Source organism: Mesorhizobium sp. P2_E7, from assembly GCF_056403855.1.
The window spans coordinates 131,533-157,752 of the sequence record NZ_JBFUER010000009.1; the positions used below are offsets into that span (position 1 = coordinate 131,533).

20 protein-coding genes are annotated in these 26,220 nt (G+C 64.0%); 2 read left to right on the plus strand and 18 right to left on the minus strand.

Going from position 1 to position 26,220, the window contains the following annotated elements; translation table 11 throughout:
- Positions 1 to 44: 44 nt before the first annotated feature.
- From AC1DYC_RS29105 to AC1DYC_RS29125, 5 genes are all read right to left on the minus strand, one after another.
- Positions 45 to 638: a hypothetical protein gene (locus AC1DYC_RS29105; RefSeq protein ID WP_477411130.1), complete on the minus strand. Its 594-nt coding sequence runs from the start codon at positions 636 to 638 to the stop codon at positions 45 to 47.
- A gap of 97 nt (positions 639 to 735) precedes the next feature.
- Positions 736 to 2,223 carry a xylulokinase gene (locus tag AC1DYC_RS29110; protein WP_477411131.1) on the minus strand — a complete coding sequence of 496 codons (1,488 nt, stop codon included), beginning with the start codon at positions 2,221 to 2,223 and terminating at the stop codon, positions 736 to 738.
- A 16-nt stretch (positions 2,224 to 2,239) separates the two neighbouring features.
- Entirely contained in the window at positions 2,240 to 3,562 is a 1,323-nt protein-coding gene (locus AC1DYC_RS29115) for an NAD(P)H-dependent oxidoreductase (RefSeq protein WP_477411132.1), read from the minus strand.
- A 407-nt stretch (positions 3,563 to 3,969) separates the two neighbouring features.
- Positions 3,970 to 4,854: a DUF427 domain-containing protein gene (locus AC1DYC_RS29120; RefSeq protein ID WP_477411133.1), complete on the minus strand. Its 885-nt coding sequence runs from the start codon at positions 4,852 to 4,854 to the stop codon at positions 3,970 to 3,972.
- 90 nt (positions 4,855 to 4,944) lie between these two features.
- A complete protein-coding gene (locus AC1DYC_RS29125; RefSeq protein WP_477411134.1) occupies positions 4,945 to 6,600 on the minus strand; it encodes an ABC transporter substrate-binding protein in 1,656 nt (551 codons plus the stop codon).
- Positions 6,601 to 6,714: 114 nt separating this feature from the next.
- Between AC1DYC_RS29125 and AC1DYC_RS29130 the strand changes: the two genes are divergently transcribed.
- Positions 6,715 to 7,623, plus strand: a complete 909-nt coding sequence (locus AC1DYC_RS29130) for a LysR family transcriptional regulator (protein WP_477411135.1) — start codon at positions 6,715 to 6,717, stop codon at positions 7,621 to 7,623.
- A gap of 6 nt (positions 7,624 to 7,629) precedes the next feature.
- Here the strand turns inward: AC1DYC_RS29130 and AC1DYC_RS29135 are convergent, their stop codons facing one another.
- The 9 genes from AC1DYC_RS29135 to AC1DYC_RS29175 form a co-directional block, all read right to left on the minus strand.
- Positions 7,630 to 9,669, minus strand: a complete 2,040-nt coding sequence (locus tag AC1DYC_RS29135; protein WP_477411136.1) for a dipeptide ABC transporter ATP-binding protein — start codon at positions 9,667 to 9,669, stop codon at positions 7,630 to 7,632.
- Entirely contained in the window at positions 9,662 to 10,537 is an 876-nt protein-coding gene (locus tag AC1DYC_RS29140) for an ABC transporter permease (protein WP_477411137.1), read from the minus strand. Before AC1DYC_RS29140 ends, AC1DYC_RS29135 begins: the two co-directional genes overlap by 8 nt.
- A complete protein-coding gene (locus AC1DYC_RS29145; RefSeq protein ID WP_477411180.1) occupies positions 10,537 to 11,487 on the minus strand; it encodes an ABC transporter permease in 951 nt (316 codons plus the stop codon). The genes AC1DYC_RS29140 and AC1DYC_RS29145 overlap by 1 nt, the downstream gene beginning before the upstream one ends.
- A gap of 11 nt (positions 11,488 to 11,498) precedes the next feature.
- A complete protein-coding gene (locus tag AC1DYC_RS29150) occupies positions 11,499 to 13,814 on the minus strand; it encodes a molybdopterin guanine dinucleotide-containing S/N-oxide reductase (RefSeq protein WP_477411181.1) in 2,316 nt (771 codons plus the stop codon).
- 111 nt (positions 13,815 to 13,925) lie between these two features.
- Entirely contained in the window at positions 13,926 to 15,590 is a 1,665-nt protein-coding gene (locus tag AC1DYC_RS29155) for an ABC transporter substrate-binding protein (protein WP_477411138.1), read from the minus strand.
- Positions 15,591 to 15,897: 307 nt separating this feature from the next.
- Positions 15,898 to 17,082 carry a mandelate racemase/muconate lactonizing enzyme family protein gene (locus AC1DYC_RS29160; protein WP_477411139.1) on the minus strand — a complete coding sequence of 395 codons (1,185 nt, stop codon included), beginning with the start codon at positions 17,080 to 17,082 and terminating at the stop codon, positions 15,898 to 15,900.
- A gap of 1 nt (position 17,083) precedes the next feature.
- Positions 17,084 to 18,187, minus strand: a complete 1,104-nt coding sequence (locus AC1DYC_RS29165) for a mandelate racemase/muconate lactonizing enzyme family protein (protein ID WP_477411140.1) — start codon at positions 18,185 to 18,187, stop codon at positions 17,084 to 17,086.
- 36 nt (positions 18,188 to 18,223) lie between these two features.
- Positions 18,224 to 18,913: a GntR family transcriptional regulator gene (locus tag AC1DYC_RS29170; protein ID WP_477411141.1), complete on the minus strand. Its 690-nt coding sequence runs from the start codon at positions 18,911 to 18,913 to the stop codon at positions 18,224 to 18,226.
- Positions 18,914 to 19,020: 107 nt separating this feature from the next.
- Positions 19,021 to 19,809, minus strand: a complete 789-nt coding sequence (locus AC1DYC_RS29175; RefSeq protein WP_477411142.1) for a HalD/BesD family halogenase — start codon at positions 19,807 to 19,809, stop codon at positions 19,021 to 19,023.
- 100 nt (positions 19,810 to 19,909) lie between these two features.
- Between AC1DYC_RS29175 and AC1DYC_RS29180 the strand changes: the two genes are divergently transcribed.
- Positions 19,910 to 20,824 (plus strand): LysR substrate-binding domain-containing protein, encoded by a 915-nt coding sequence (locus AC1DYC_RS29180; protein WP_477411143.1) that lies wholly within the window; start codon positions 19,910 to 19,912, stop codon positions 20,822 to 20,824.
- A gap of 44 nt (positions 20,825 to 20,868) precedes the next feature.
- Here AC1DYC_RS29180 and AC1DYC_RS29185 read toward each other — a convergent pair whose 3' ends face one another.
- The 4 genes from AC1DYC_RS29185 to AC1DYC_RS29200 form a co-directional block, all read right to left on the minus strand.
- On the minus strand, positions 20,869 to 21,222 hold the full coding sequence (locus AC1DYC_RS29185; protein ID WP_477411144.1) for a hypothetical protein: 354 nt from the start codon (positions 21,220 to 21,222) through the stop codon (positions 20,869 to 20,871).
- Positions 21,223 to 21,425: 203 nt separating this feature from the next.
- Complete coding sequence (locus tag AC1DYC_RS29190) at positions 21,426 to 22,580, minus strand: efflux RND transporter periplasmic adaptor subunit (RefSeq protein WP_477411145.1); 1,155 nt, start codon at positions 22,578 to 22,580, stop codon at positions 21,426 to 21,428.
- A gap of 14 nt (positions 22,581 to 22,594) precedes the next feature.
- Positions 22,595 to 25,789 carry an efflux RND transporter permease subunit gene (locus AC1DYC_RS29195; protein ID WP_477411182.1) on the minus strand — a complete coding sequence of 1,065 codons (3,195 nt, stop codon included), beginning with the start codon at positions 25,787 to 25,789 and terminating at the stop codon, positions 22,595 to 22,597.
- Complete coding sequence (locus tag AC1DYC_RS29200; protein WP_477411146.1) at positions 25,783 to 26,043, minus strand: hypothetical protein; 261 nt, start codon at positions 26,041 to 26,043, stop codon at positions 25,783 to 25,785. The genes AC1DYC_RS29195 and AC1DYC_RS29200 overlap by 7 nt, the downstream gene beginning before the upstream one ends.
- Positions 26,044 to 26,220 lie beyond the last annotated feature (177 nt).

The window sequence follows — 26,220 nt, forward strand, 5'->3', positions numbered from 1 at the left end:
CCCGGTGGCAGCGATTTTCCGTCCGGAACTTAGGAAAAGTCTTTTTAGAATTCGCAGGCCTTGGGGCGCTTCTCGTAGGACCAGTCCTTCAAGGGCACCGGTTTGAACTTGCCCTTGATCGGCCGGCCGGCCTCCAGGTCCTTGGAGACGGTGGCCTTGCCGGTGAGATAGTTGATGTCGCAGCCGCCGAGCGTGGTCTCGACGGTCCCGTCGGCTTTCTGCTCGCCCCAGTCCCAGCTGCGGCTGTAGCCGCCGACCAGGAACTTGCCGCGGCGATAAACGACGGTCAGCGTCTCTTCCGTTGATTTGCTGGCGCCGCAGCCGAAGCAGGAGGTGATGACAAGCGATCCCTTGCCCCTGCTTTCGAGCCCGAGAATACGATCTTCCGTAAGCGCCTTTTTGACGAAGTCAGGCTTGCGCGAAGGATCGAGCTTTCCGTCGCCGGCAGCCAGATAGACGGAAAGATCCGCCAGCCCGCTGTCGGGATCCGCCGCGATCACGGCCCGATCCATCCGGCCGTCATTGTCCATGTCGAGCGTTACCTCAAAAGGTGGCTCGTCCTGCGCATGCGCCGCCATTGGACCTGCCGCAAGCGCGACAATCCAGGGCAGGGCGGCAAGGTGAAGTGCAGCCTTCATGAGCCCTGTGAGTCTAGCATTCGCCAGGCAGGACACAAAATGGATCGCGTCGGCGGATCGAAAACCGGAATTTCCCACCGGAAACGTCAGCTCGAACTCAGGCCGCGCCCAGCCTCGCGTGAATGTCGCGCGTCGCGTGATAAAGATCGCGGTAGATCGCCTTGCGCGCCCGGTAGGCAGGCACCAGCGCCTGGTCAGGGTCGACACGTCGGGTCGGCGCCGCCGCCATCGCCTTGGCTGCTTCTTCCGGGGAGGCGAACCAGCCGATCGCCGAAGCCGCCAGCATGGCCGCGCCAAGTGCGGCCGCCTCGTTGACCGGCGACACGAAAAGCGGCCGCTCCAGCACGCTGGCCATGATCCGCATCAGCAGCGCCGAATTGGTGCCGCCGCCGGCAGCAATCATTTCCGCGGGCCTACCGCCGCTCTCGGCTTCCATGGCGTCGCTGGCGATGGCCTGTTCGAAAGCGATGCCTTCCAGCGTCGCGCGGAACAGATGCCTGGGTTCGTGGTTGAGCGACAGGCCGACGACGGCGCCACGCGCCGCGCCGTCCCAGTAGGGGCTCATCACGCCGGCCCAGTAGGGCATGACCAAAAGGCCGTCGCTACCGGCCGCCACGTCGACGGCAAGCTTCTCCAACTCTGCTGCGGAGGACCCGCCGGTGGTGCGCACGATCCAGTCGACCAGTTGCATGCCCGAGCGCAGCACGGTCTCCAGCATGAAGCCGGAGCCGGTCGGCGAGACCAGTGTGCGAAAGGCGTCCGAGGTGGTGACTGTGCCGGAATAGCAGCCGCTGACGACACCGGAGCCGAGCGATAGGTAGCTTCTGCCGGCACCATAGACTCCCATTCCGAGCCCCATCGCCTGACCATCGCCGGCGCCGCCCACGATTGGCGTGCCGGCCTTCAGCCCAGTCAGCTGCGCAATGCTTTCGGTAAGCCAGCCGCAGATTTCACCTGGGCCGATCAGTGCCGGCAGCTGCCGTGGCTGCAACCCGGCGGCCGCGACGAGATCAGCGTGCCATTCGCCTGTCGCGACATCGAGCAATCCGAGGGGATCAGCACTTGCCGTGCTGGTGACGAGGCGTCCGGTCAGCCGGTGGACGAAGAAGCCGTGAACATCGACGAGCGCCGCCGCTTTGGCCAGCACTTCCGGCTGGTGCTCCGCCAGCCAGGCGATGGCATAGAGCGCCGGCGTCGGGTCCGGCGGCTTGCCGCTCCAGTCACGGATCGCTTCGCGGCCGAGTTCAGCCGACAGCCTGGCGACTTGCGGTCGGGCGCGCTCGTCAAGCCACAGGATCGCGGGGATGAGCGGCTTGCCCTCGTCATCGATCAGCGTGAAGCTCTCGCGCTGATGGGCAATGGAAATGGCCACCACACGCGCGGCGCCGACCTTGTCGGCAACCTGCTTCAGTGCGCCGACAAGGGCTGCCCACCAATGTTCGGCGTCCTGCTCGAAATGGCCAGGCTTCGGGTTTGAAAGCGGATAGGTTTCGCGCGCCTGGAACAACTCCGTGCCGTCGCGCGCGAAGGCAATTGCCTTCACGGCCGTCGTCGAGGCGTCGATCCCGATAACGACGTCGTCCATCAGTGGCCCCGAAGGTTCAGGCGGCGTTGGTCACGAACCGTCCGTCCGACTGGTCAAGACGACGGCGGATCTGCGTTATCACCATCGAATCGTCGGGTACACAATTTTCATAGGTGAGGAAGTCGCCAGTCTTGATCGGCTTGACCACCTTGGCGCGTTCGGCAAGCCCGAGCGGCAGCGCACCCTTGGCGCGCGCGTCCTCCCAGGTCATAGCGAAACCGCGATAATCGGTCTCGCCGATCATGCCGAGCGATTGCCCGGCGCCGAGATCACTCTTGGCCACCGCCACCGCTTCGGCCACCGGATGGTCGAGCGGCTCCATGTCGGCGCGCTTGTAGACAACGGCGCGCGCCGCCGACAGCGGCACTTCCAGGCTGGTCAAGTGGTAGGGGCGGAAGATGGTGAAATAGGGGCCCTTGCCGACCTTGAGGTCGATCATCCGCTCCATGACGCGCGGATGCCTGGTTTCAATGACACAGAACACGCCGGGCGCCACGCCCTTGCCGATGGAATAGTCGACAACGCCCTTGCGGTGCAGCACACCGCCATCCTCGCGCGGGCAAAGCACGCTGGCCAGTTCCTCCAGCGTTGCGGTTGGGCCATGCATGCCAGGCACATCAGGCACCAGCCCGGTGGCGTTGGCGATCGCGACCATCTCGATCGCGGTCTTGGAGCCGTCGACGAACTCGACCAGCATGCGCGCATTCATGTTGCGCTCGGCCGCTTCCTTGGCATAGTCGGCGGGCATGGCGTCGAATTTCAGCGGGTTGTTCTTGCCCTTGCCGGCGGCGATGATGTTGAAGCCGAGGCTGCGGGCAAAGCCGATGATCTCCAGCGTGCAGGCGGGCTCGTCGCCGGCGGCACCGGTGTAGACGACGCCGGCCTTGCGGGCTTCTTCCTTGAGGAAACGGCCGATAGTGATGTCGGCCTCGACATTGAGCATGACGATGTGCTTGCCGTTCTTCATCACTTCGAGCGCAAACAGCGTACCGATGTTGGGATTGCCGGTGGCGTCGATGATGACGTCGATGCGGCCGGCCGCGGCCAGCGCATGCAGATCCTCGGTGACAGCGATCTTGCCGGCCTCGATGGCGCGGTCGATGGCCGAGGCATTGGCCGCCTGGACGATGTCGGAACGGTCATGGCCGGCCAGCAGTGCCGCATCGATCGCCGCTTGCGGCCGCACCTCGGAAATGGCACCGATCCGCATGCCCGGCATCAACGCCACCTGGACGACGATGTCGGTGCCCATCTGCCCGGCGCCGGCCAGGCCGATGGTGATAGGGCCCTGGGCTTCAGCGCGCTGCAGAAGTTCCGCTGCAAATTGCGGATGGGCCATATCGCTTCCTCCAGTCATGACGCGCCGCCGCGTCAAATCTTCATTTTGAACATTCCTATTTCCATTTGAAAAATATTTCAACCGAGAAAAGGTGTGAGGGGGAGGATTTGGATCGATGAACACGCTGGGCGTTAGGGCCACGGATGGATCGAAACCTTGGAGATTGGCCGACGCCTTTCGTCCGGTCGTCATCCTCGGGCTTGACCCGAGGATCCATGCCGCGACATCAGCCGACGAACGCGACGGCGCAAGAAACTTCTGCACCGCTGCATTCTTCGGTCTAGGTCACGGAATGGATCCCAGGGTCTACGCGACGGAGCTTCGCTCCTGCTTCGCCCTGGGATGACGAAGCGCAGAGCTGTTCAGCCAATCTCGATGGTTGGCGCTAGCCGTCGACTAGGGACCGATCAAAAATACCCGTTCGAAGCCGCAGTCGCTTCCTTCGGTATCTCCACCCCATCGACCAGGATCTTGTCGACCAGCTCGTGGTGAAAACACACCAGCCCCTTGATGCGCTCCGCCTCGTGCACCGGCTCGGGATAATACCACACCATGTTCTCGTGCCGCTTGGTGGCCGTGGTCACGTGATAATAGTTGGAGATGCCCTTGTAGGGGCAGCGCGAGATGTAGCGGCTGGGCGCGAACATATCGAGCCTGGTGTCGGCGATCGGCAGATAGTGGCGAACCGGGTGGCCGGTCTCGAACAGAAACACGCCGTGGCGCGAATCCGCCACTTGCTCGCCGTCGAGGATGACCTGCACGCGCCGCGACGAGGGCAGGCAGTCGACGCGGCGGAACGGATCGCGGGCGTGGACGAAGATCTCCTCGTCCTCCTCGAACCAATGGCCCATCTTGCTCCACACGAACGACATGTAGCCTGCGATCGGCGGGCAGCCCTTGACAGGATCGAGATAGCGCCAGGCGCCATCCTCGACCAACGTGATGCCGGTGTTGAGCGAGTAGAAGGTGGCGGTGCCCTTGTAAGGGTCCTCGGTCGTCGTCTTCGAGGGCAGCAGAAACTCCTCGCGCACGTCCTCGATCGGGAAATAATAGACCGGCAGATGATCGGATTCGTAGAACACCAGCGCCCTTGTCGTGTCGGCGACGGTCATCGATCCGACCTGCACCCGCAGCCGTTTCAGCGACGGCATGGTGAAGGCGACATATCCGGGCTCGAACTCGTACTGGACGATCTGATCGAGCACCGGGAAATGCGGTCCGCGACCGCGCAGATGGGGCTTGCGAATGGTGGTCTCCCGTTTCTTGTCTTTTGTGTCAGGACGTTGGCGCATGGCCTGAGCCTAGGTTGGATCGGGGCTTTCCGGACCGAAGGTTACGCGGCAACGGCTTTCGCTTTTCGCCACGCAGCGGTCCGGGATCCTCTACCCCAGGGATACGCGATCGAGCAGCAGCCCGGCGGCGATCGGCGGCAGGCCGCTGACATTCTTGCGCACCGGCACCAACAGGTCGGGGAAATAGCTGAAGATGACGGGCGTCTCGTCGAGCAGCAGTTTCTGGATGTCGGAGGCCGCAGTCCGCTGCGCGCCGATGTCGAGCGCCTTCAGATAGGAAGTGACCATGCCGTCATAGGCGGTGTTCTTGAAATGCGCCGCGTTCCAAGGGCCGTCGCTGACCAGCGGGCTCTTCAGGAAGACGTTCGGCACGCTGCGATGGGCGTAGTCGGTGATGCCGAGCGGGCTGTCCAGCCAGTCCGACTGGCCGAACACCGCCTTGCCGTAATATTTGTCCTGGTCCTCGATGTTGAGCGCGATGCGGGCGCCGATCTCCTTGGCAAAATTCTGAAACAATTGCGCGTAGCCGGGAATATCGGAATAGCGCAGCGTCGTCAGCGTGATGTCGAAGCCGCCGGCCAGCCCCGCCGCTTCCATCAGCTGCTTGGCCTTGGCGATGTCCTGCGCACGCTGCGGGATCGATTTGTCGGTGGCCGGGAAGGCCGGCGCGAATGGGCTGTCATTGCCGGTCGCCGCCATGCCGCGGCAAAGCCCGTCGACCAGTTTCGAGCGGTCGATGCTGAGTGCCAGCGCCTGGCGCACGCGCTTGTCGGTGAACGGCGCCATGTCGCAGCGCATGTGCAACTGGCGATGCGCGGTCGAGGCGACGCGCAGCACAGTGATATCGGGGCTGTTCAGCACCACCTGGCTGACATCCAGCGGCACGGCGTCGAGCAGGTCGACCTCGCCGGCCTGCAACGCCAGGATGCGCGGTTGCACGTCGCCGTAGAACTTGAATTCGAGCCGGTCGGGCAGCGCCTTCTCGCCCCAATAGTCGGGATTGCGGATGAAGGTGGCGCCAACCTTTGGCGTATAGCTTTCCAGCCGGAACGGGCCGGTGCCTTCGAAGGTCTTTTCGTAGTCGCCCTTGTAGCTCGCCGGCAGGATGACGGCGTTGTAATTGTCGATTGACACCGAATAGGGAAAGCTGCCGTTCGGCGCATCGAGATGGAAGGCGACGGTGTGGTCGTCGACCTTCTGGGTGCCGCCTTTCGACAGCAGGCCCCTGAACACCGACAGCGCGTTGGAGGCGCCGGCGGGATCGGCAAGCCGGTCGAAGGTGGCGACGACGTCGTCGGCCTTGAAGTCCTCGCCATTGTGGAATTTGACGCCCTTGCGCAGCTTGAAGGTCCACACGCTGCCGTCCTCGTTCGGCGCCCAGCTTTCCGCCAGCACCGGCTTCAGGGTCAGGTCCGGTTGGGTGACGCAGAGAAATTCGGCGGTCTGGAACACCAGCTGGTAGCTGCCGCTGTCATAATAGGTGACAGGGTCGATGGCGCCGCCCGGCGTGGCGATGCCGGCGCGCACCGTGCCGCCGGGCTTACCTTCGGCGCGGGCCGGCTGGGTGCCGAAGCCGGCAGCGGCAACCAGGCTGCCGAGAAACGGCAGCGACAGGCCGAGCATGCTGCCATGCCTGAGGAAATCGCGCCGGCCGATGCGACCGGCCAGCAATTCGTCGACAGCGGAATTTTCGATGGCGCTCAGAGTCTTGCGGGCGGCATCAATCGTCTGGAAATGCTTCAGCATGGGCGGCATTCCTGTTTTCGCGGGGGCTGCGCCAAATAGTTCACTGTTGACCCCGACCGGAAAGCGATATTTTTTGATGGCGGCCATCGAAATTTTCGATGGCGGAGCCAAATCATGGACACTGAGAATCTGCGCAGTTTTCTCGAGGTTGCCACCCATGGCAGCTTCACCGTCGCCGCCAGCCGGCTGAACCTCGCACAGTCCACGGTAAGCGCGCGGATCAGGGGCCTGGAGGAGCAATTGGGGCGCCGGCTTTTCGTCCGCGACCGCGACGGCGTCACGCTGACGCCAGCCGGCCGCCAGTTCCTGCCGCACGCCTCCACGATCACCCGCACCTGGGAGCAATCGCGGCAGGACATCGCGGTTCCCGATGGCTATGAGACGCTTCTGCGGCTCACAGCACCCGCCTATCTCTGGGACCGCATCACCTCGTCCTGGATCGCCTGGATGCGCGAAAGGCGGCCAAACGTTGCGCTCCGGCTCGAAGGCAGTTTCCCCGACCAGGCGATCGACCAATTGGCGGAAGGCCTGCTCGACATCTGCATCCTCTATTTGCCGCGGCCGCATCCCGGCGTCGTCTATGAGACGCTGGCCGTCGATCAGGTCGTGCTCGTCCAGCATGCCGGGCAGACCAGGCCATGGACCGAGAATTACATTTTCATGGACTGGGGGCTGGAGTTTCGCATCGAGCACGACCGCGCCTTTGCCGGCACGGTCAAGCCGGCCATATCGGCCGGACTGGTGTTCATCGGGCTGCAGCACGTGCTGTCGCAGCAGGCCGCGGCCTACCTGCCGCTCAGCGCCGTCAGCGGTCATATCGAGCGCGGCGAGATGCGCCGTATCGAGGATGCGCCGGTGTTCCAGCGGCCGATCTATCTCGCCTATCCCGCCAACCCGATCTCGTCGGAAACGCTCAATGTCGCCCTCGACGGATTGCGGGCGTTGGCCAGCGACTGGACGCCTGCCGAGGGCTTTGCCGAAGGCGACCGTGTCTTCAGCATGGCCGATAGCTATCGGGGCTGACCAACCTCAGGCAGGCACTGGTTGCTTCGGCGCCTGCAGCCTTGCCAGTTCCGCATAGGGAATGTGGCAACGGATCGAATGGCCCGGCTGCGCCTCGGCCAGCGGCGGTTCCTGCTCCTCGCAGATCGCGCCGATCTTGCGCGGGCAGCGTGTGTGGAAGACGCAGCCCGAAGGCGGATTGGTGGCGCTGGGGATTTCGCCGTCGAGGCGAATGCGCGCCGTCTCGGTCTGGTCGAGTTTTGGAACCGCCGACAGCAGCGCTTCGGTATAGGGGTGATGCGGGCCGGCAAAGACGTTTTCGGACGGCCCGAGCTCCATGATGCGGCCGAGATAGAGCACCGCGATCTTGTCGGAGAGGTAACGCACCACGCCAAGGTCGTGCGAGATGAAGATGTAGCTGACATCTTCCTTCGATTGCAGATCGGCGAGCAGGTTGAGGATCGCCGCCTGCACCGAGACATCGAGCGCCGAGGTCGGCTCGTCGCAGACGACGATGCGCGGCTCGCCGGCGAAGGCGCGCGCAATGGCGACGCGCTGCTTCAGCCCGCCTGAGAGCTGGCGCGGCTTGACGGCGAGGTGGCGGTCGGTCAGCCGCACCGAGCGCACCAGCTCTTCGAGCCGGGCCTGCAGCGCGGCACCCTTCAGGCCCGCCAGCCGCTTCAGCGCCCGGCTGATCAGATGGCGGATCGAATGCGAACGATTGAGCGCCGAATCCGGGTTTTGGAAGACGATCTGCATCGCCTTGATCTGGTCGTCGCTGCGGTTCTGCAGCCGTGGCGCCAACGCCTTGCCCTCGAGCTCGATGGTGCCGCCTTCATCCGGTGGCACGAGGCCGAGCAGCAACCGGGCGAACGTCGTCTTGCCGCTGCCGGATTCGCCGACCAGGCCAAGTGTCTCGCCAGGCCGCAGGCTGACGGAGACATCCTTCACCGCCCGCAGCGCATGGCCGTGGCTGGCATAGGTCTTGTTCAAACCGTCGACGCGCAGCACAGCCGGCGCCTCCTTGCGGGCAGGGGCAGCGACATCGCTCGGCGTCGCGCGTGGCAGCGCCTGTGCCTGTTCGTGATAGTGGCATCGCGACAGCCGGACGCCCCCATGGCCATCGTCAAGTTCATAGAGCGGCGGCAATTCGGTGCGGCAGCGGTCGGTGGCGAGCGCGCAGCGGTCGGCGAAGGCGCAGCCCTTTATCGTGACGCCGATGCCGGGCAGGAAACCCGGAATGGTGTCGAGGCGGCCATGGTCCTTGCGCTGGCCGCCGCGCGGCAGGCAGCGGAGAAGCGCCACGGTGTAGGGATGGCGCGGATCGCTGAACACCCGATCCGTCGGCCCTTCCTCGACCAGCATGCCGGCATAGAGCACGCCGACCCGGTCGCACATGTTGGAGACGACGGCGAGGTTGTGGCTGATGAACAGGATCGAGGCCGACAGTTCTTGCCTGAGCTGCGCGATCAGGTCGAGCACCTCGGCTTCGACCGTCGCGTCGAGGCCGGTCGTTGGCTCGTCGAGGATCAGCATGGTCGGATCGTTGGCCAGCGCCATGGCAATCGCGACGCGCTGCTGCATGCCGCCTGAAAGCTGGTGCGGGTAGCGCTGCATGACGCTCTTCGGATCGGAAATGCGCACGCGGTTCAGCATGGCGATGGCGCGCTCTTCCGCCGCTTGTCCCGAGACACCGCCCAGCTCGAAAATCTCGGTCAGCTGGCGGCCGATGCGCAGCGATGGGTTCAGCGCCTTGCCGGGGTCCTGATAGACCATCGACACGCTGTCGGCGCGGGCACGCCGCAAGGCTTCCGCGTCGAGCTTCATGACATCCTGGCCGTCGAGCGAAATCGCGCCGCCGGTGATCGAGCCATTGCGCGGGAGATAACGCACGACGGTCAGTGCCACGGTGGACTTGCCGCAGCCGGATTCACCGACCAGCCCATAGGCTTCGCCCTGGCCGATGGTGAGGCTGAGATTGCGCAACACCGCCCGGTTGCGACCATTGACGCGATAGGCGACCGAGAGGTCGCGGAGTTCCAGAGCGTTGGCGGCTTTCTCAGTCATTGAGCGCCCCCTGAACGCCGTCGGCTGCCAGATTGACGCCGATCACCAGCGAGGCGATGGCGAGCGCGTCGAACAGCACTGTCCACCAGAAGCCGCCGCCGATCATGCCGTAATTCGAGGAGATCGACAGGCCCCAGTCGGGCGAGGGCGGCTGGATACCGAAGCCCATGAAGGACAGCGTGGCGACGGCAAAGATCGCATAGCCGAGCCGCACAGTGGTCTCGACAAGGATCGGAGGGATGACGTTGGGCAGGATCTCGACGAACATCGTATGCAGCGCGCTCTCATGCCTGAGCTGGGCGGCGGCGACATAGTCGAGCTCGCGTTCGGCCAGCACGGCGGAGCGCACTGTGCGGGCGATGATCGGCGCGAAGCTCAATCCGATGACGACGATCACCGTTGCCTTCGAGGTGCCGAGCGCGACGATTGCCAACAGGGCGACGATGACGACTGGGATCGCCATGAAGGCTTCGAGGATGCGGCTGACGATGTCATCGACTATCCCCCGGAAATAGCCGGTGAACAGGCCGAGCGCGGTGCCTGCCACGGTCGCCAGCAACGTCGCCAGCGGCGCCACCGTCAGGATGTCACGCGAGCCGACGATGACGCGCGAGAAGACGTCGCGCCCGATCTGGTCGGTGCCGAACCAGTGCTCGCCCGAAGGCGGCGCCAGCGCGTTGATGATGTCGTCGGCAAGCGGGTCATAGGGCGCGAAATGCTCCCCGAACAGCGCGCAGGCGACCCAGAACAAGACGATGCCGAGGCCGACGAGAAAAGTCGGCGACCGCAGCAGCGAGAAGAACACCTCGGCCCAGGGGCCGCGCCGGGGGGCGGTGTCGGGAGCCGGGACGGTTTCGGTGGCGCTCATCAATCTGTCCCCAGCCGGATTCGCGGATTGAGCACGGAATAGAGAAAGTCGGCGGCAAGGGTCGCCACCGCATAGACGATGCCGATGGTCAGGATGCCGGCCTCGAGGATCGGGAAATCCTTGCCGCGCGCGGCGGTGAAGATCAGCGAGCCGATGCCCTGGTAGCGAAACAGCGTTTCGATGACGACGAGGCCGCCGATGAGATAGCCGGTCTGCGTCGCAATCACGGTGATGGTCGGCAGCAGCGCATTGCGCAGCACATGGCGCCAGATCACCGTTCGCCACGGCAAGCCCTTGAGCACCGCGGTGCGCGTATAGTCGGAATCGAGCGCCTCGATCATGCCGGAGCGCGCCATGCGGGCGATGTAGCCGAACAGCACCAAAAACAGCGGCAGCGACGGCAGGATCAGGTAATAGAGCTGGGTGAAGAAGCCGGCGTCCTTCGGCCATGCCGCCGAGATCGGCAGCCAGCGCAGCCACACGCCGAAGATCAGGATCAGGATGATGCCGGTGACGAATTCCGGCAGCACCGTCACCGACAAGCCGCCAAGGCTGATGATGCGGTCGAGCGGCCGGTTGAGGTTGAGCGCGGCAATCACGCCGCCGAGAATGCCGATCGGCACCACCAGCACGAAGGCGACCGCGGCCAGCTTCATCGAATTGACGAGCGCATCCAGCACGAACGGCGCCACCGGCGAGCGGAAGATGTAGGACGTGCCCATGTCGCCCTGGATGAAATTCCAGATCCAGCTGCCATATTGGGTGAGCAGCGGACGGTCGACGCCGAGCGTGTGGTTCAGCGCGTCGACGGCGCGCTGATCGGCAAACGGCCCCAATATGGCGCGCCCGACATTTCCGGGCAGCACCTGGCCGCCCAGAAACACCATGATCGAGAGCAGGAACAGCGTGACGAGCGACAACGACACACGCCGGGCGAGGAAGGAGAGAATGGCATCGACTCCTATGAAAGGCCGGCCATGCCGGGGACGTCGGATAAATTCAGTATGACAGGCGGGTCGAACGCCGTCACCGGCGGAACGGCGCCTGCAAATCGCGACACCTGGACCAGCGTCGAATTACAGGTCGGCGACTGGGCAAGGCGCGACGTGCCCCGGTCCGCCGTCAGCACATTCGGATTGCCGTGCTTTTCCAGGCTGGGCGATTGCCCGGGTTCGACGGGGTCGAACCATGCGCCGGTCGGCAGTTGCACGACGCCGGGGATCAACCCGTCGGTCAGGATTGCCCCGGCCAGGCACGATCCGCGATCGTTGAAGACGTGGACGATCTCTCCGTCCAGGATGCCGCGTGCGGTGGCGTCGGTTCGGTTGATCCATAACGGCGCGCGGCCCGAGACCTTGCCCGCGCGGCTGACCGAGCCATGGTCGTATTGGCTGTGCAGCTTGTCGGCGGGTTGCGGCGACAACAGATGCAGCGGGAACCGCCCGGCAAGGCTGCTGCCAAGCCATTCCCGTGGCTCGCGCCATGCGGCATGGCCGGGGCAATCGTCGTAGCCGAAGCCATCGATCGTCTGCGAAAACAGCTCTATGCGGCCCGACGGGGTCGCCAGCCGGTGACGATCCGGATCGGCGCGGAAGGCGCCAAGCAGTGTCTGGGAAGTGACCTGCCGGGCAAGCTCGGCGTGGCCGTCCTGCCAGAAGCGCTCGAACGGCGGCATATCGACGCCGGCGGCCCCCGCATTGTCCCTGGCCTGGTCATAGAGCAGGCGGATCCACTCTTCGGCATCGCGCCCTTCGGTGAATGCCTGGCGCACGCCAAGTCGTGCCGCCAGGCCGGCAAAGATTCGATAGTCGTCGCGCGCCTCTTCCACCGGATCGATCGCCTGCTTCATTGCCACGATCAGGTTTTCGCGGTTCGAAAAGGCGAGATCGTTCCTCTCCAGCGGCGTCGTGACCGGCAGCACGATGTCGGCGCGGCGCGCCGTCGCCGTCCAGAACGGCTCGTGGACGACGATTGTCTCAGGCCGTTGCCAGGCATCGACGAGACGGTTCAGATCCTGATGATGATGGAACGGATTGCCGCCGGCCCAGTAGACGAGCCTGATGTCGGGATAGGACAGTGCGGCGCCGTTGAAGTCGAACGCTCCTCCCGGATTGAGTAGCATGTCGGCTACGCGCGCCACGGGGATAAAGTCCGGTACCTTGTTCTTGCCTTGCGGCAGGGATGGCCATCGAAATCCCATTTCCGGTCGTCCGGCGCCGTTTGTGGATGAATAACCGAAGCCGAACCCGCCGCCCGGCAAGCCGATCTGGCCGAGCAGGGCGGCAAGCGTGATCGCCGCCCAGTATGGCTGCTCGCCATGGTCGGCGCGCTGCAGCGACCAGCTGACCATCACCATTGTGCGCTTGGCGGCCATCTCCCTGGCCAGCGCGATCATCTTCTCCTCGGCCACGCCGCTCAGAGCGGCAGCCCAGGTCGGGGTCTTCGGCTGGCCATCGGTTTCTCCCAGGACATAGGCCCGTACGACCTCGAAGCCGGTGCAATATCGCGCCAGAAATGTCTCGTCATGACGGCCCTCGCTGATGAGGACATGGCATAGAGCCAGCATCAGGGCGACATCGCTGTTCGGTCGAAGCTGCAGCCATTCGCTTTCCACGCCGCGCGGCGCGTCATCGCGCACGGGCGAAACATTGATGAGCCTGGCGCCGTTGCCGACGGCTTTGCGCAAGGCGGCCGCCGCCTCGTGGCGCGCGGCGCCGCCCCCCTGTATCTGCGCGTTGCGCCAGGGCAGGCCGCCAAAGGCGACGATCAGTTCGCTATGCCGTTCGATGCCGTCCCAGGTGGAATGATTGCCCGTTAGGCCGTCGGTCCCGCCAAGCACATGCGGCAGGATGATCTCGGCCGCACCATAGGAATAGCTCAGCACCGAGCTTGTATAGCCGCCGATCGTGTTGAGGAAGCGGTGGACCTGGCTTTGGGCATGGTGGAACCGCCCCGCGCTCGCCCATCCGTACGACCCCGCATAGATTGCCGTGTTACCATGCGTCAGGCGAACCCGGTCCAGTTCGGCCGCCACGATGTCCAGTGCGATTTCCCAGGGGACTTCGACAAAGGCTTCGCCGCCGCGCCTGCCAAAGGCGTCGGACCTGTCTCCCTCCAGCCAGCCACGCCTGATGGCGGGGCGGGCAACGCGCAGGTCTCCCTGTACCGTGCCGAGCATGGACCTGCCGATCGGCGATGGATCGGGGTCGCCGCTCCATGGTTCGACGCCGACGAGCCTACCGTTCTCGGCGCTGACTTCGTATGTCCCCCAATGCATGGTGGTGAGCAGGGTCTCGGACTCCTTAAGACGCGACAATGATAGGTCGTCCCGCAACGGCCAGCCCCATCGTGGGGCTGGCGGTTGCGGAATCGGCTACTCTCCTTCCGTTCAGGCCTTCGATGCTTTTTCGAGGAACAGCTGCGACATGGCTGTCGGCTGCACGCCGGTCACGCCTTTCGCCGTCGCCGTCAGATAGTCGTAGAAATAGCCGAAGATGACAGGCGTTTCCTCGAGCAGCAGCTTCTGGATCTTGCCGGCATCCGCCTTCTGCGCTTCGAGGTCGAGGGCCGCGATGTAGCTGGTCGCCAGCGCATCGTAGTCCTTGTTCTTGAAGTGCGCAGCGTTCCAGGTGCCTTCGCTCTTCAGCGGAGCCGCCAGGTAGACGTTCGGCACGCCGCGGTGTCCGTAATCGGTGATGCCCATCACCGAATCCAGCCAGTTCGATTTGCCGAACACCGCATCGCCGTAATAGCCACCCTGGTCGAGGATGTTGAGCTCGAGCTCGACGCCGATCTCCTTGACCCAGTTCTGGATCAGCTGCGCGTATTCGGGGATTTCGAGATAGCGCTCGGTGGTCAGCGTTACCTTGAAGCCGGAGCCGACGCCGGCAGCTTCCATCAGCTGCTTGGCCTGCGCGATATCCTGCTTGCGCTGCGGCACGCTGGTGTCGGTCGAGGGATAGACAGCGGCGAACGGGCTGTCATTGCCAAGGGCGGAGCGTCCCTTCATCAGGCCGGCGGCCAGCTTTTCGCGATCGAGGCACAGCGCGATGGCGCGGCGCACGCGGGCGTCCTTCAACGGGCCGTCGTCGCAACGCATATGCAATTGCTGATGCGCCGACGACTTCAGGCTGATGATGTCGACGCTCGGGTCGTTGAGCAGCGCTACGCCCGACAGCACCGGCATCTGGTTGATGATGTCGACCTGTCCGCCCTGCAACGCCAGGATCATCGGCTGCACATCGGTGAAGAAGGTGAATTCGGTGCGCTCCGGCAGGGCCTTCGGGCCCCAATAGTCTTCGTTGCGGACGAAGGAAGCGCCGACCTTCGGCGTGTATTTCTCGATCTTGAACGGCCCGGTGCCGTCGAAGCTCTTTTCGTAGTCGCCCTTGTAGCTGGCCGGCACAATGACGGCGTTGTAGTTGTCCGATGACAGCATGTAGGGGAAGTTGCCGTTCGGCGCGTCGAGGTGGAATTCGACTGTGTAGTCGTCGATTTTCTTCGAAGCGCCCTTCTTCAAGATGCCGTTGAACACCGACAGCGCGTTGGACGAATTGGCCGGATCGGCGAGGCGGTCGATGCTGGCCACCACGTCGTCGGCCTTCATCTCGCCGCCCGAGTGGAATTTCACGCCCTTGCGCAGCGTGAACGTCCAGACCGTGCCGTCGGCGTTCGGCTTCCAGCTTTCGGCCAGTGCAGGCTGCAGCACCAGATCGGGGCCATCGACGCAGAGGAATTCGGCCACCTGCTGCATCACCAGCAGGCCGCCGGCGTCGGCAATGGTCACCGGGTCGATGGCCGCGGCGGGCACGCTGCTGGCGACGCGAATGGTGGCGCCCGGCGCGCCTTGGGCGCGGGCGAGCGACGGCATGCCGCCGAACCCGGCCGCTGTGGTGATGCCGCCAAGCAGCGGCAGCGACAGGCCAAGCAGGCTGCCATGACGAATGAACTCGCGGCGGCTGACCCGGCCGTCGACGAGCCCGTCGATCAGGTGGTTTTCGAGCGGCGTGCGCTGGCGCCGGATGAGGTCGAGAAGGCGGTAATTCTTGATCATGGGTTCTACCCTTTCCCCTGTGTTCTTGTCGTTGGCTGGTGGGTTATGGCTGACGAAATTCCGTGGAGTTCTCCTTATCCCGGCCGTCAACGAAGTCTTTCGACCGGAACTGTAACATGCGATTTTCCGCGGTCCATCCGGTCCATAGTGAGGAGGGACCGGATTTTGCGAGGCATCTGCTTTTTACCCGCTCGTCCCGCGCGCCTGTGTCGTTGTCACAGCTGCAGGCTTCTCTTGTTGTATCCGTCTCTTGTCGGCTTGTGTGATCACTCCTCGTTGTTCTGATGCAATTGCGGACCGAAAACGGCTAGTTAAGCGGCAGCCGGCGATAGGTGCCGGGTCTTTCCGGATCGTGGTATTTGTTGCACGGCCCGTTCTCGATAAAGTCGCGATGGCAGGCGACAAGCCTGTCCTGCGACAGCGTGACGCCGAGGCCGTGACCTTCCGGCACCGGCACGACATTATTCCGGGGCGAAAACGGCCCTTCCTCAATAATATCAGTGGGCTGCATGCGAAACAGCGACTGGTTTGGCTCCCGGATCCAGCCCAGTGCCGCGCACAGATGCAGGTAGACTGCGCTGCCGACGCCGGTATCGCCGCTGTAGCACCAGTAGTCGATGCCGGCGTGCTCGCAGGCGCCGACAAAGCGCTGCATGCGGCCGATGCCGCCATGCGCGGTCGGATTGCCGACGAAGGCGTCGGGCACCTTCAGCGCCATGGCGCGGGCAATGTCGATATTGTGGGTCGAGAACGGGATCGAGGTGTGGCGACGTAACTCGCGCATCTCTTCGATGCTCGCCACCGGGTCCTCCCAGTTGCGCACGCCAAGCTCTTCCAGCGGCCGCGCCAGTTGCCGGGCCGTGGCCAACGAATAGGCCTGGTTGGAATCGATGCGGATCATCACATCGTCGCCGAGCTTTTTGCGGATCAGCTCGACCATTCGAAGCGAGACTTTCGGATCAGCCGTCGAGAACTTGCCTTCGAAGAAGGTGGTGCCGAAACGCTCGTTGAGTTCGACGCAATAGTCGGCGACTTCCTCCGGCGTTTTCTCGCCCTTCACCTTGGCGCCATCGCCGCGCAGCGAAAAATAGTCGGTGAAGGGAATGTCCTTGCGCGCGGCGCCGCCGAGCAATTGGTACAGCGGCTGCTTCCACGCCTTGCCGCGCAGATCCCACAGCGCCACCTCGATGGCGCCGAAAGCCATGATGCGGGTGCGGTCGTTGATCGATTGCACGCCGCTCCAGAAGGGCAGGCAGACTTCCTCGGCGCCGGCGATGTCGAAAGCGTCGCGGCCGACAAGCCGTGGCGCCAGCACATCGTTGATGACGGCTGCGGCGGCCGGCGTCGGCGCCTCGCCGATGCCGACCAGTCCGTCCTCCGTCTCGACCTCGACGATCGTCGGCGAGAACCCGTCGAGTTCGCCGAACACCCAGACGTAAGGCGCTTCGAGCCGGTAATTGATCGGCGTCGCCTTGACGCGCTTGATCTTCATCTCAGCCGATCTCGAAGAATGGTTTGCCAAGCAGGCTTGGATCGACATCGATGCCGAGGCCGGGCCCGTCGGGAATGCCCATATGGCTGCCGGTGACCGGTGGGGCGTTCCTGGCCGTGCGCACCGTCACCCATTCGTGGAAGGCAATGGCGTGCAGCCGGCGTTCCGCCGGCGTCGACAGCGACAGATGCGCCATGGCCGCTGTGTCGATCTCGGCGCCGCCGGTGTCCTCGACGGTGATCATGAAGCCGAGATCGACGGCGACGTCGCGAATCTGCCTTGTCCTGGTCACGCCGCCAAGCCGCGAGATTTTCAGCGTCAGCCCGTCGGCGGCGCCCAGGCGGTGAATCTCCAGCATCGCTTCCAGCGAGATGACGGATTCATCCAGCACCATCGGCTTGTCGAGCATGCGGCGCACCGACATGTTCTCCTCGATCGTCGTGCAGGGCTGCTCGAACGTGTAGTCGATGCCGCGCGTGGCGTCGGCGAACTGGCGCGCCTGATAGGATGTCCAGCCGGCATTGGCGTCGCAGAAAATGACAGTGCCTTTCGGCACAGCCGAAGCGACTGCCGTCACCCGCTCGATGTCGTCATGCACATTGCCGCCGACCTTGACCTGCAGGCGCCGGCAGCCCTCGGCGATGATCCGTTTGGCCAGCGCCGACATCTGGTCGAGCGTGCCGTGGGTGACGACGCGGTAGGTCTCCGCCATGTCGCTCTCGCGGCCGCCGAGCATGGTCACCAGCGGCACGTCGGCGGCGCGCGCGGCCAGGTCCCAGCAGGCCATGTCGAGCGCCGACTTGATGTAGGGATGGCCCTTGAACACCGTGTCCATCAGCCGGCCGATGCCGGCGAGGCCACGCGGGTCCTGGCCGATCAGATGCGGCGCGATCTCCACCACGCCCGCGCGCGTTCCCGCCGGAAACGCGGCCGAGTAGAAATTGCCGAGCGGCGCCATCTCGCCCCAGCCGGTCACGCCGCTGTCGGAGGTGATGGCGACGATCACCGCGTCGAAGCAGTCGGCCTCCCGCCCTTTCGACATGCGGTAGGGCCCGTCCACGAAGGGCTGCACGACACGATAGGCCTTGATGGTTTTGATCTGCACTTGTGTTGGTCCGCTGTCGCTTGGTGTTGAGGAGCATCAGCCCTTCGATGTCCGCTGTTCGAGGCCACGCGCATAAGCAAGCAGCTCCTCGAAATCGAGGTCGATATGCTCGCGCGCATGGCGCTGGGCGGCGCGCATGTCGGCGCCTTTTAGGAGCCGCACATAGGTCTCGTGGACATCTTCCGCCGGCACCGGCTCGTTGCGTGCCCGCTGGTGCAAGGCAAAATACATTTGCAGCCGGCTGGTCAGCCGCTGCCAGGTTTCCAGCAGCACCGAATTGTCGGCCCACTCGTAAATCAGCCCGTGCAGTTGCAGCGCGGTTTCGATCTGGCGGGTGGTGTCAAGCGCGCGCGTCGCCTGCTTCACCGCGTCGTGGCGGCGGTCGAGCTCGTCGAAGAAGCGCTGGTCGCGCAGCTTCCAGGTCCGCTCGATGGCGAACTCGTCGAGCACCTTGTTCAGCGAATAGGCGTCATCGATGTCCTTGGCCATGACATCGATGACGAAGGTGCCGGCATAGGGAATGCTGGTCAGGATGCCTTCCTGCACCAGCTCGCGCATCGCCTCGCGCAACGGCGCACGGCTGACCCGCATCTGCTCGGCGATCCTCAGCTCGTTGAGCTTTTGGCCAGGTTCCAACTGGCCGGTCAGGATCGCGCGCCTGAGCAGCGCGACGATCTCGGCCCGGCGTGTCGTATCCGCGATCGGACTGAAATCCAGCTTGGCCATGTCGCCACTCCAGTGAGAGCCGGAAACAAGACAAGCAGATTGTCGACAATCCTACAAGAGGCCGTTTCAGGATTCTTGTAGGCGGGTGGCGTGTCAGCCTCTCGGCCTCAGGCCGCTCTGCCGTAGAAGCCGACCCGCTCCTCCGGGCTGAACATCACGCCCGGCTTCTCATAGTAGGAAAACACCGCGATCATCCGCTCGCGTTCACCCTGGACGGTGGTGACGCGATGCGCGGTGTTCTTGCCGCGGAAGACGTTCAGCGTGCCCGGCTTCAGGCGCAGGATCTTGGCCTCGGGATCGCGCCCTTCGAGCAGCTTTGCGACGCCGTCATAGTTGGGGTTGTCGTCCGACCGCAGATCGGTGCGGTATTCAAAGTCGCCGCCACGCTCCGGCGCCTGCAGCAAGAGCGTCGTGGTGAATTCCGAACGATCGAAATGCCAGTTCAGCGCTTCGCCAGCGCGGTAGGCCATGACATTGGTGCGCGCCAGCGGGTCCTGCATGACATGCAGCCTGGCCTTGCCCATCGCCGCCGCCAGAAAGCGCAGCAGCGGCTCATATTCATAGATGGCGAGCACCGTGCTGCCCGGAATCTGGTCGGCGCACACCGTGTGGCTGATGGTCTCGACCTTGCGCAGGGCAGGGTGATCCGGGGCGAGTTCGGGAAGGTCAGGCTTGAAGTAGATGTTGTGCATACGCTTGTGCACATGCGAGCCCGCCGCCATCACCGGCTGGATTTCGCCGACCGCCTTCTCGGCGACGCCAGGGCGCAAGAACCCTTCGAGATTGAACATGCCGTCGGCTTCGAGCGCGGCGACGGAGGCGTCCACCAGACGCTGCCATTCAGGGCTGCCCTCGCGGTCGAGCGGATAGCTGTCGAGATCGAGAATGTCTTTCATGGTCAAATGCTCCGGTTTCGAAAGCAGAAGACGACAAAAAAATCTTTCTCTCAACGCGGAAAATTATTAGGGTTGCCCAAGAAAATATTGAGGAAGCGATATGGAGAAGCTGCCGCCCTTAAACGCCGTGCGAGCCTTCGAGGTCGCCGCACGCTCCGGCTCCTTCACGCTTGCCGCCACTGAACTCGGCGTTTCCTCGGCCGCGGTCAGCCAGCAGATACGCAATCTCGAAAGCTGGTTCGGCAAGCAGCTCTTCGTGCGCACGGGCAACCGCATCACGTTGACCGATGCCGGCCATGCCATCTATCCCCAAACGGCCCGCGCGCTCGGCGATATAGCGGCGGTTGGCCGGCGCATGCTGGAGGGCGGTGTACGGCCCCGCCTCGTCGTCAGCGTGCCGTTCTCGCTGGCCGAATTGTGGCTCGCGCCCCGGCTGGCGGAACTGCTCGACGGCTTCCCGCAGATGGCGATCGATATTCGCGTCGAGGACGATCCGGTCGATGTCATGCGCCAGAGCATCGACCTGCGCATCTCCTATGGCGATTATCACTATCCGGCGCTGCGCATGGTGCGGCTCGTGCATGACGAGGTGTTACCGGTCGCGTCGCCCGATTTTTTGAAGCGCCACGGCAACGTGCTGGCGGATATGCATGAGAGCCAGTTCATCCACACCAACTGGGGGCCGAACTACGCCTCGCATCCAAGCTGGGCGGACTGGTTCGCGGCGGCAGGTAGCAGTCGTGCACCGGACCCTTCGCATGGCCGCCGCGTCGGCCTGTCCAGCCTGGCGATATCGGCGGCAAGGCTAGGGCTGGGGGTCGCACTTGGCCAGAGGACGATGGCCCAGGCGGATTTGGAGGCAGGCCGATTGATTGCTGTGTCCTCGGTTTCAGTGCGCCTCGGCCAACCCTATTGCGCCTTCATGCTGTCTGCCAAGGCCGAACGCGCCGATGTCGCTGGTTTGGTTGAACTGCTCATGAAAACAGCGTCCGAAGGCACTGCGTTGGACCACTGAAAATGCTCTCGCTCCCTGCAACAACATTCCACACGGCAACCAACCTAGTTATCCGGTTGCGTCGCCACTTGCTTCACGGCCTCTGCGCCGACATGCATGAAAGTCAGCTCAAAGGGAGAAGGCAGCGCATCAGGCGGAGCCTCGCCCCGCTGGATTGCGTCTTTCACGGCCGCGGCATGCATCCCTTCAAGCAGAGCTGCCAGTCCGTCGGAAGATTTGAACGCTGGGCCAGCGTAGTTTTCATTTTCATCGAACTGCGAAAATGCACTACGCAAGTGGATCTCAAAACATTCTTGAGGCGGAGCGTCGCTTATTCGAGACAACTCGGCAGGCAATTTTTGCAAGGCCTCGCGCGTCATATAAACGGTCAGGCCCGTGCAATCGATGTGCAAAGCCATAGTTTCGGATAGAGGGATCATCTTTCTGCAACTCGCTTTGGCAATTCTACATCGCATGCACGCCTGGCCGCCCTTCTGGCAAGCCCTGATGCGCTTCCATGCGACCAGCCAAGCCGTCGCGGGTCTGGTGGAGCTACCAATAAAAACGGCGCCCTCGGCGTGGAAACCGAGGGCGCCACAGAAACCGGGGCTGATGGGGGTTATCAGCTGGCCGGTTTTTCCTGAGGCAATGGCGAGATCGGCATTCCAGGTCCGATCTTCTGCAGATTGCCCGTTATCACCTGGTCGCCTTCGGCAACGCCGGTCAGCACGGCCACCAGATCGCCGCTGTTGGCGCCAAGCGTGACGATGCGCTGGTCGACCGTGTTGCCCTTGCCGACGACATAGACATATTTGCCGAGCTGGCTCGAACCCAGCGCCACCTGCGGCACCATCAGCGCGTCGGGCAGCTGCTTGATGTGCAGCCGCACGCGGACATACTGGCCCGGCAGCAGCGAGAATTTCGCATTGCCGATGGTGGCGCGTGCCGTGATCGTGCCGGTCGAGTGGTCGACTGTGTTGTCGATGAAGGTGAGTTCGCCCTTCTGGCTGGCCTCGGTCTCGCCGGGCAGCAGCACCTCGACCTCGATCGGGCCGGCCGCGCGGGCCTGCTCGATTTCGGCGAGATCCGTCTCGCTCGGGTTGAAGGTGACGTAGATCGGGTCGAGCTGCACCAGCGTGTTCAGCACCGTGCCGGCAACGCTGACCAGCGTGCCGACCGAAGCCTGGTTGCGGCCGACGCGGCCTGCGAACGGGGCGTGGATCTCGGCATAGCCCAGATTGAGCTCGGCCGTGCGCACCGCCGCCTGGTTGACGGCAAGCGACGCTTCGGCCTGGCGCAAGGTGCTGGTGCGCTGGTCGAACCCGTCCTTGGCGAGATAACCGCTCTTGGCGAGTTCGGAGCCGCGGCCGAGATTGGAGCGCGCATAGTCGAGGCTCGCCTGGTCGCGCTGCACCTCGGCCTTGGCCTGGTCGAGAGCCGCCTGGAAGTCGGCGGGCGAGATCTTGTAGAGCAGGTCGCCCTTGCGCACATCCGCGCCGTCATCAGCCGTCTGCTCCTCGAGATAACCCGGCACGCGAGCCTGCAGCGTGACGCTGCGGATCGCCTCGATGCGGGCGGCGTAGTCGAGATAGATCGGGATCGTCTTCTTGACCACGCTCGCCACCGGCACCGGCATGACGAATGCCGCTGGCGCGGGCGTCGCTGCCGCCGTGCCGGCATTGAGGCTGAGATTGCCCATGTCGAGGAAGTGAACGCTTGCCACCGAGATCGCCCCGAGCGCGACGGCCGTTCCCAAAGCTATTTTCCATTTACGCATTTTGGTCTCCAATTCTATTCGGCTGCTTCGGCCAGTCGCACGGGCGCTGGGTCGGCAGTCGGTTCATTGTTGTCCTGGTCACTATGGTCATGGGCGGCGGGTTCGCTGCGCTCGTGGCCTTCGCGCAGCTGTTCGATCACCGCGTAGAAGACAGGCACGAACACCAGCGACAGGATGGTCGCGGCGACCATGCCGCCAAAGACGGTGGTGCCGATCGACTGCCGGCTTGCTGCACCAGCACCCGTCGCAAACATCAGCGGCAGCACGCCGAGGATGAAGGCGAAGGCCGTCATCAGGATCGGCCGCAGCCTCAGCCGCGCGGCTTCCATCGCCGCGTCGACAATGCTCAAGCCTTCCTCGCGCCGTCGCCTTGCAAACTCGACGATCAGGATCGCGTTCTTGGCGGCGAGGCCAATGAGCATGACGAAGCCGATCTGCGAGTAGACGTCGATCTGCATGCCGCGCAGGAAGAGCGCTGCGAAGGCGCCGAACAGGGCCAGTGGCACCGCCAGCAGCACCATGAACGGCATCGCCCAACTCTCATACTGCATCGCCAGGATCAGGAAGACGAAGACGATCGCGAGGCCGAAGACGATCGATGCGATCGAGCCCGCCTTGAGCTCCTGGAAGGTGATGCCGGTCCATTCGAAACCGAAATCCCTGGGCAGCGCGGTGGCAGCGGCCCGTTCCATCGCGGCGACCGCCTGGCCCGACGAGAAGCCGGGGGCAGCGCCGCCATTGATCGTGGCCGAGGCGTTGTTGTTGTAGTGCGGCACGGTTTCAGGCCCGACGAACGGCACCAGCTTGCCCAGCGTCGAGAGCGGCACCATGCCGCCGGACGCATTGCGCACATAGAGCCGCGAAATGTCGGCCGCGCCCGCACGTGCATCCTTGTCGGCCTGGATGGTCACCCGGAAGGTGCGGCCAAACAGGTTGAAGTCGTTCACGTAGAGCGAGCCGAGATAGATCTGCAGCGTGTTGAAGACATCGGGCAGGTTGAGGCCGAGCAGTTTGGCCTTGCTGCGGTCGAGGTCGTAGTTGAACTGCGGCGTCGAGGTCGAGAACGGCGAGAACAGCTGCTGCGGATTGATCTCCGGCTGCTTGCGCGCCTCGGCGATCACGGCTTGCGTGGCGTCGTTGAGAGCCACGCTGCCGCGCCCGGTGAGGTCCTCGACGACGAATTCGAAGCCGCCCGTGGTGCCGATACCCGGGATCGAGGGCGGATCGAAGGACAGCGCGAAGGCTTCCGGAATCTGCATCAGCTTGCCGCGCACGTCGGCGACGAGCTTCGATGCGCTCTGGTCGGGGCCGCGTTCTTCCCACGGCTTCAGGATGGCGAACTCGACCGCCGAGTTCGACTGCGCCGCGCTGGTCAGGAAGTTCAGGCCGCTGATCGAGCCGACAATGTCGACGCCGGGCGTCGCCTGCAATATGTCGCGCGCCTTCTGCGCCACCGCGTCGGTGCGTTCCAGCGAGGCGCCGTCAGGCAGCTGGATGACGACGAAGAAGTAGCCCTGGTCCTCGACCGGAAGGAAGGTCGAAGGCAGCTTCTGCCAGACGAAGTAGGTCGCCACCAGTCCGGCCGCGAACAGGCCGAGCATGATCCAGCGCAGCCGGATGAGGATGCGCACGCCATGGGCATAGGCATGCGACAGCTTGTCGAAGCCGGTGTTGAACCAGCGGAACGGCGCGAACTGCGTCTCGCCGCGATGGCGCAGGAAGGCGGCACTCAGCGCCGGGCTCAGCGTCAGCGAGTTGAAAGCCGAGATGCCGACCGAAATCGCCACCGTCAGCGCGAACTGGTTGTAGAGCTTCCCGGAGACGCCGGGAATGAAGGCGACGGGCACGAACACGGCCATCAGCACGGCCGTGGTGGCGATGATCGGTCCGGTGACTTCAGCCATCGCGGCCTTGGTCGCCGCCAGCGGTTTCAGGCCTGCCTCCAATTGTCGTTCGACATTTTCGACCACCACGATGGCGTCGTCGACGACGAGGCCGATGGCGAGCACCATGCCGAGCAGAGAGAGCATGTTGAGCGAGAAGCCCATCATCTCCATGACCACCATCGTCGCCACCAGCGACACCGGAATGGCGATGGTCGGGATGATCGTCGTGCGCCAGCTCTGCAGGAAGATGAACACCACGGCCACGACCAGCACCAGCGCTTCGCCGAGCGTGATCAGCACATCATGCATCGAGGCAGACACGAAGCGCGTCGTGTCGTAATGCATGGCGTAGGAGACGCCCTTGGGGAAACGCGCCGACAGCTCCTGCATCTTGTCCTTGACGCGCTGCTGCAGATCGAGCGCGTTGGACCCGGGCATCTGGTAGACGGCGAGCACCACGGTCGGGTCCTTGCCGAAGAAGGCCGACGACGAATATTGCAGCGCGCCGAGCTCGATACGGGCGACGTCGCGCAGCCGCACCAGCGAGCCGGTGTCGGTGTTGGCGCGCACGACGATGTCGCCGAACTCCTTCGGGTCGCTCAAGCGGCCGACGGCGTTGACCTGCATTTCGAAGGCGGTGCCGGCGGGCGCCGGTGACTGGCCGATCTTGCCGGCTGCCACCTGGACGTTCTGTTCCGAGATGGCGTTCTGGACGTCGACGGCGGTGATGCCGAGATTGGCGAGCTTGTCCGGATCGAGCCAGACGCGCATCGAATAGCGCCGCTCGCCGAAGATCTGTACGTCGCCGACGCCTTGCAGACGCTTCAACGGATCGACGATCTGCAGATAGGCAAGGTTCGACAGCGCTACCGGGTCGACCGAACTGTCGGGCGAAGTCAGGTTGACGATGAGAACGAAGTTCGGGTTCTGCTTCTTGATCGTCACACCGCCCTGATTGACGATCGCCGGCAGCGACGAGGCGGCCTGCGAGACGCGGTTCTGGACGTCGACGGCCGCGGTGCTGAGGGGATAACCGACATCGAAAGTGATGGTGATGGTCGAGGAGCCGTCATTCGAGCTCGACGACGACATGTAGGTCATGCCTTCGACGCCATTGATCTGCTGCTCCAGCGGCGTCGTCACCGTATCGGCGACCACTTGCGCACTGGCGCCCGGATAGTGCGCGCTGACCACCACCTGGGGCGGGGTGATGTCGGGAAACTGCGAGACCGGCAAAAGGAAATAACAAATCGTCCCGGCGAGCACCATGATGATGGCGATCGCCGAGGCGAAGATCGGACGATGGATGAAAAAGTTTACCACGACACGCATGCCTCTTTAAACGAATGGGCCTCTTTAAAAGAATGGGCAGACCGGGACAGCCGCCTGCTGCGCGCCGAACCCGGGTCCTGCAAAAAGTACGAAGACGGCGCCGTACCGCTGAGGCCCTGCTCATCGGCCACGGTCCTCAGCATCGCTTCGAAGGCGCGCGGGTTGACGCGATCCGCCTTCATCACCAGCCGGATCATCGGATCCCGGATAGCTTCATCGATGGTCAAATCCTTGCGCTGCGACATTGGAGCGTCTCCATTCCGGCGGCCCGCATCGGATGATCGCGAACCGGTTTTCATCTCTTCACCGGCCGGGGCCGCATGAACTTCAATTTTCACCCTTTGTGATCTGGCAGGACCAGTTCACGGCCTTGTTATTGACGGAAGGCTACATAGGTGTTACCAGTAAGTAACATTCGGATA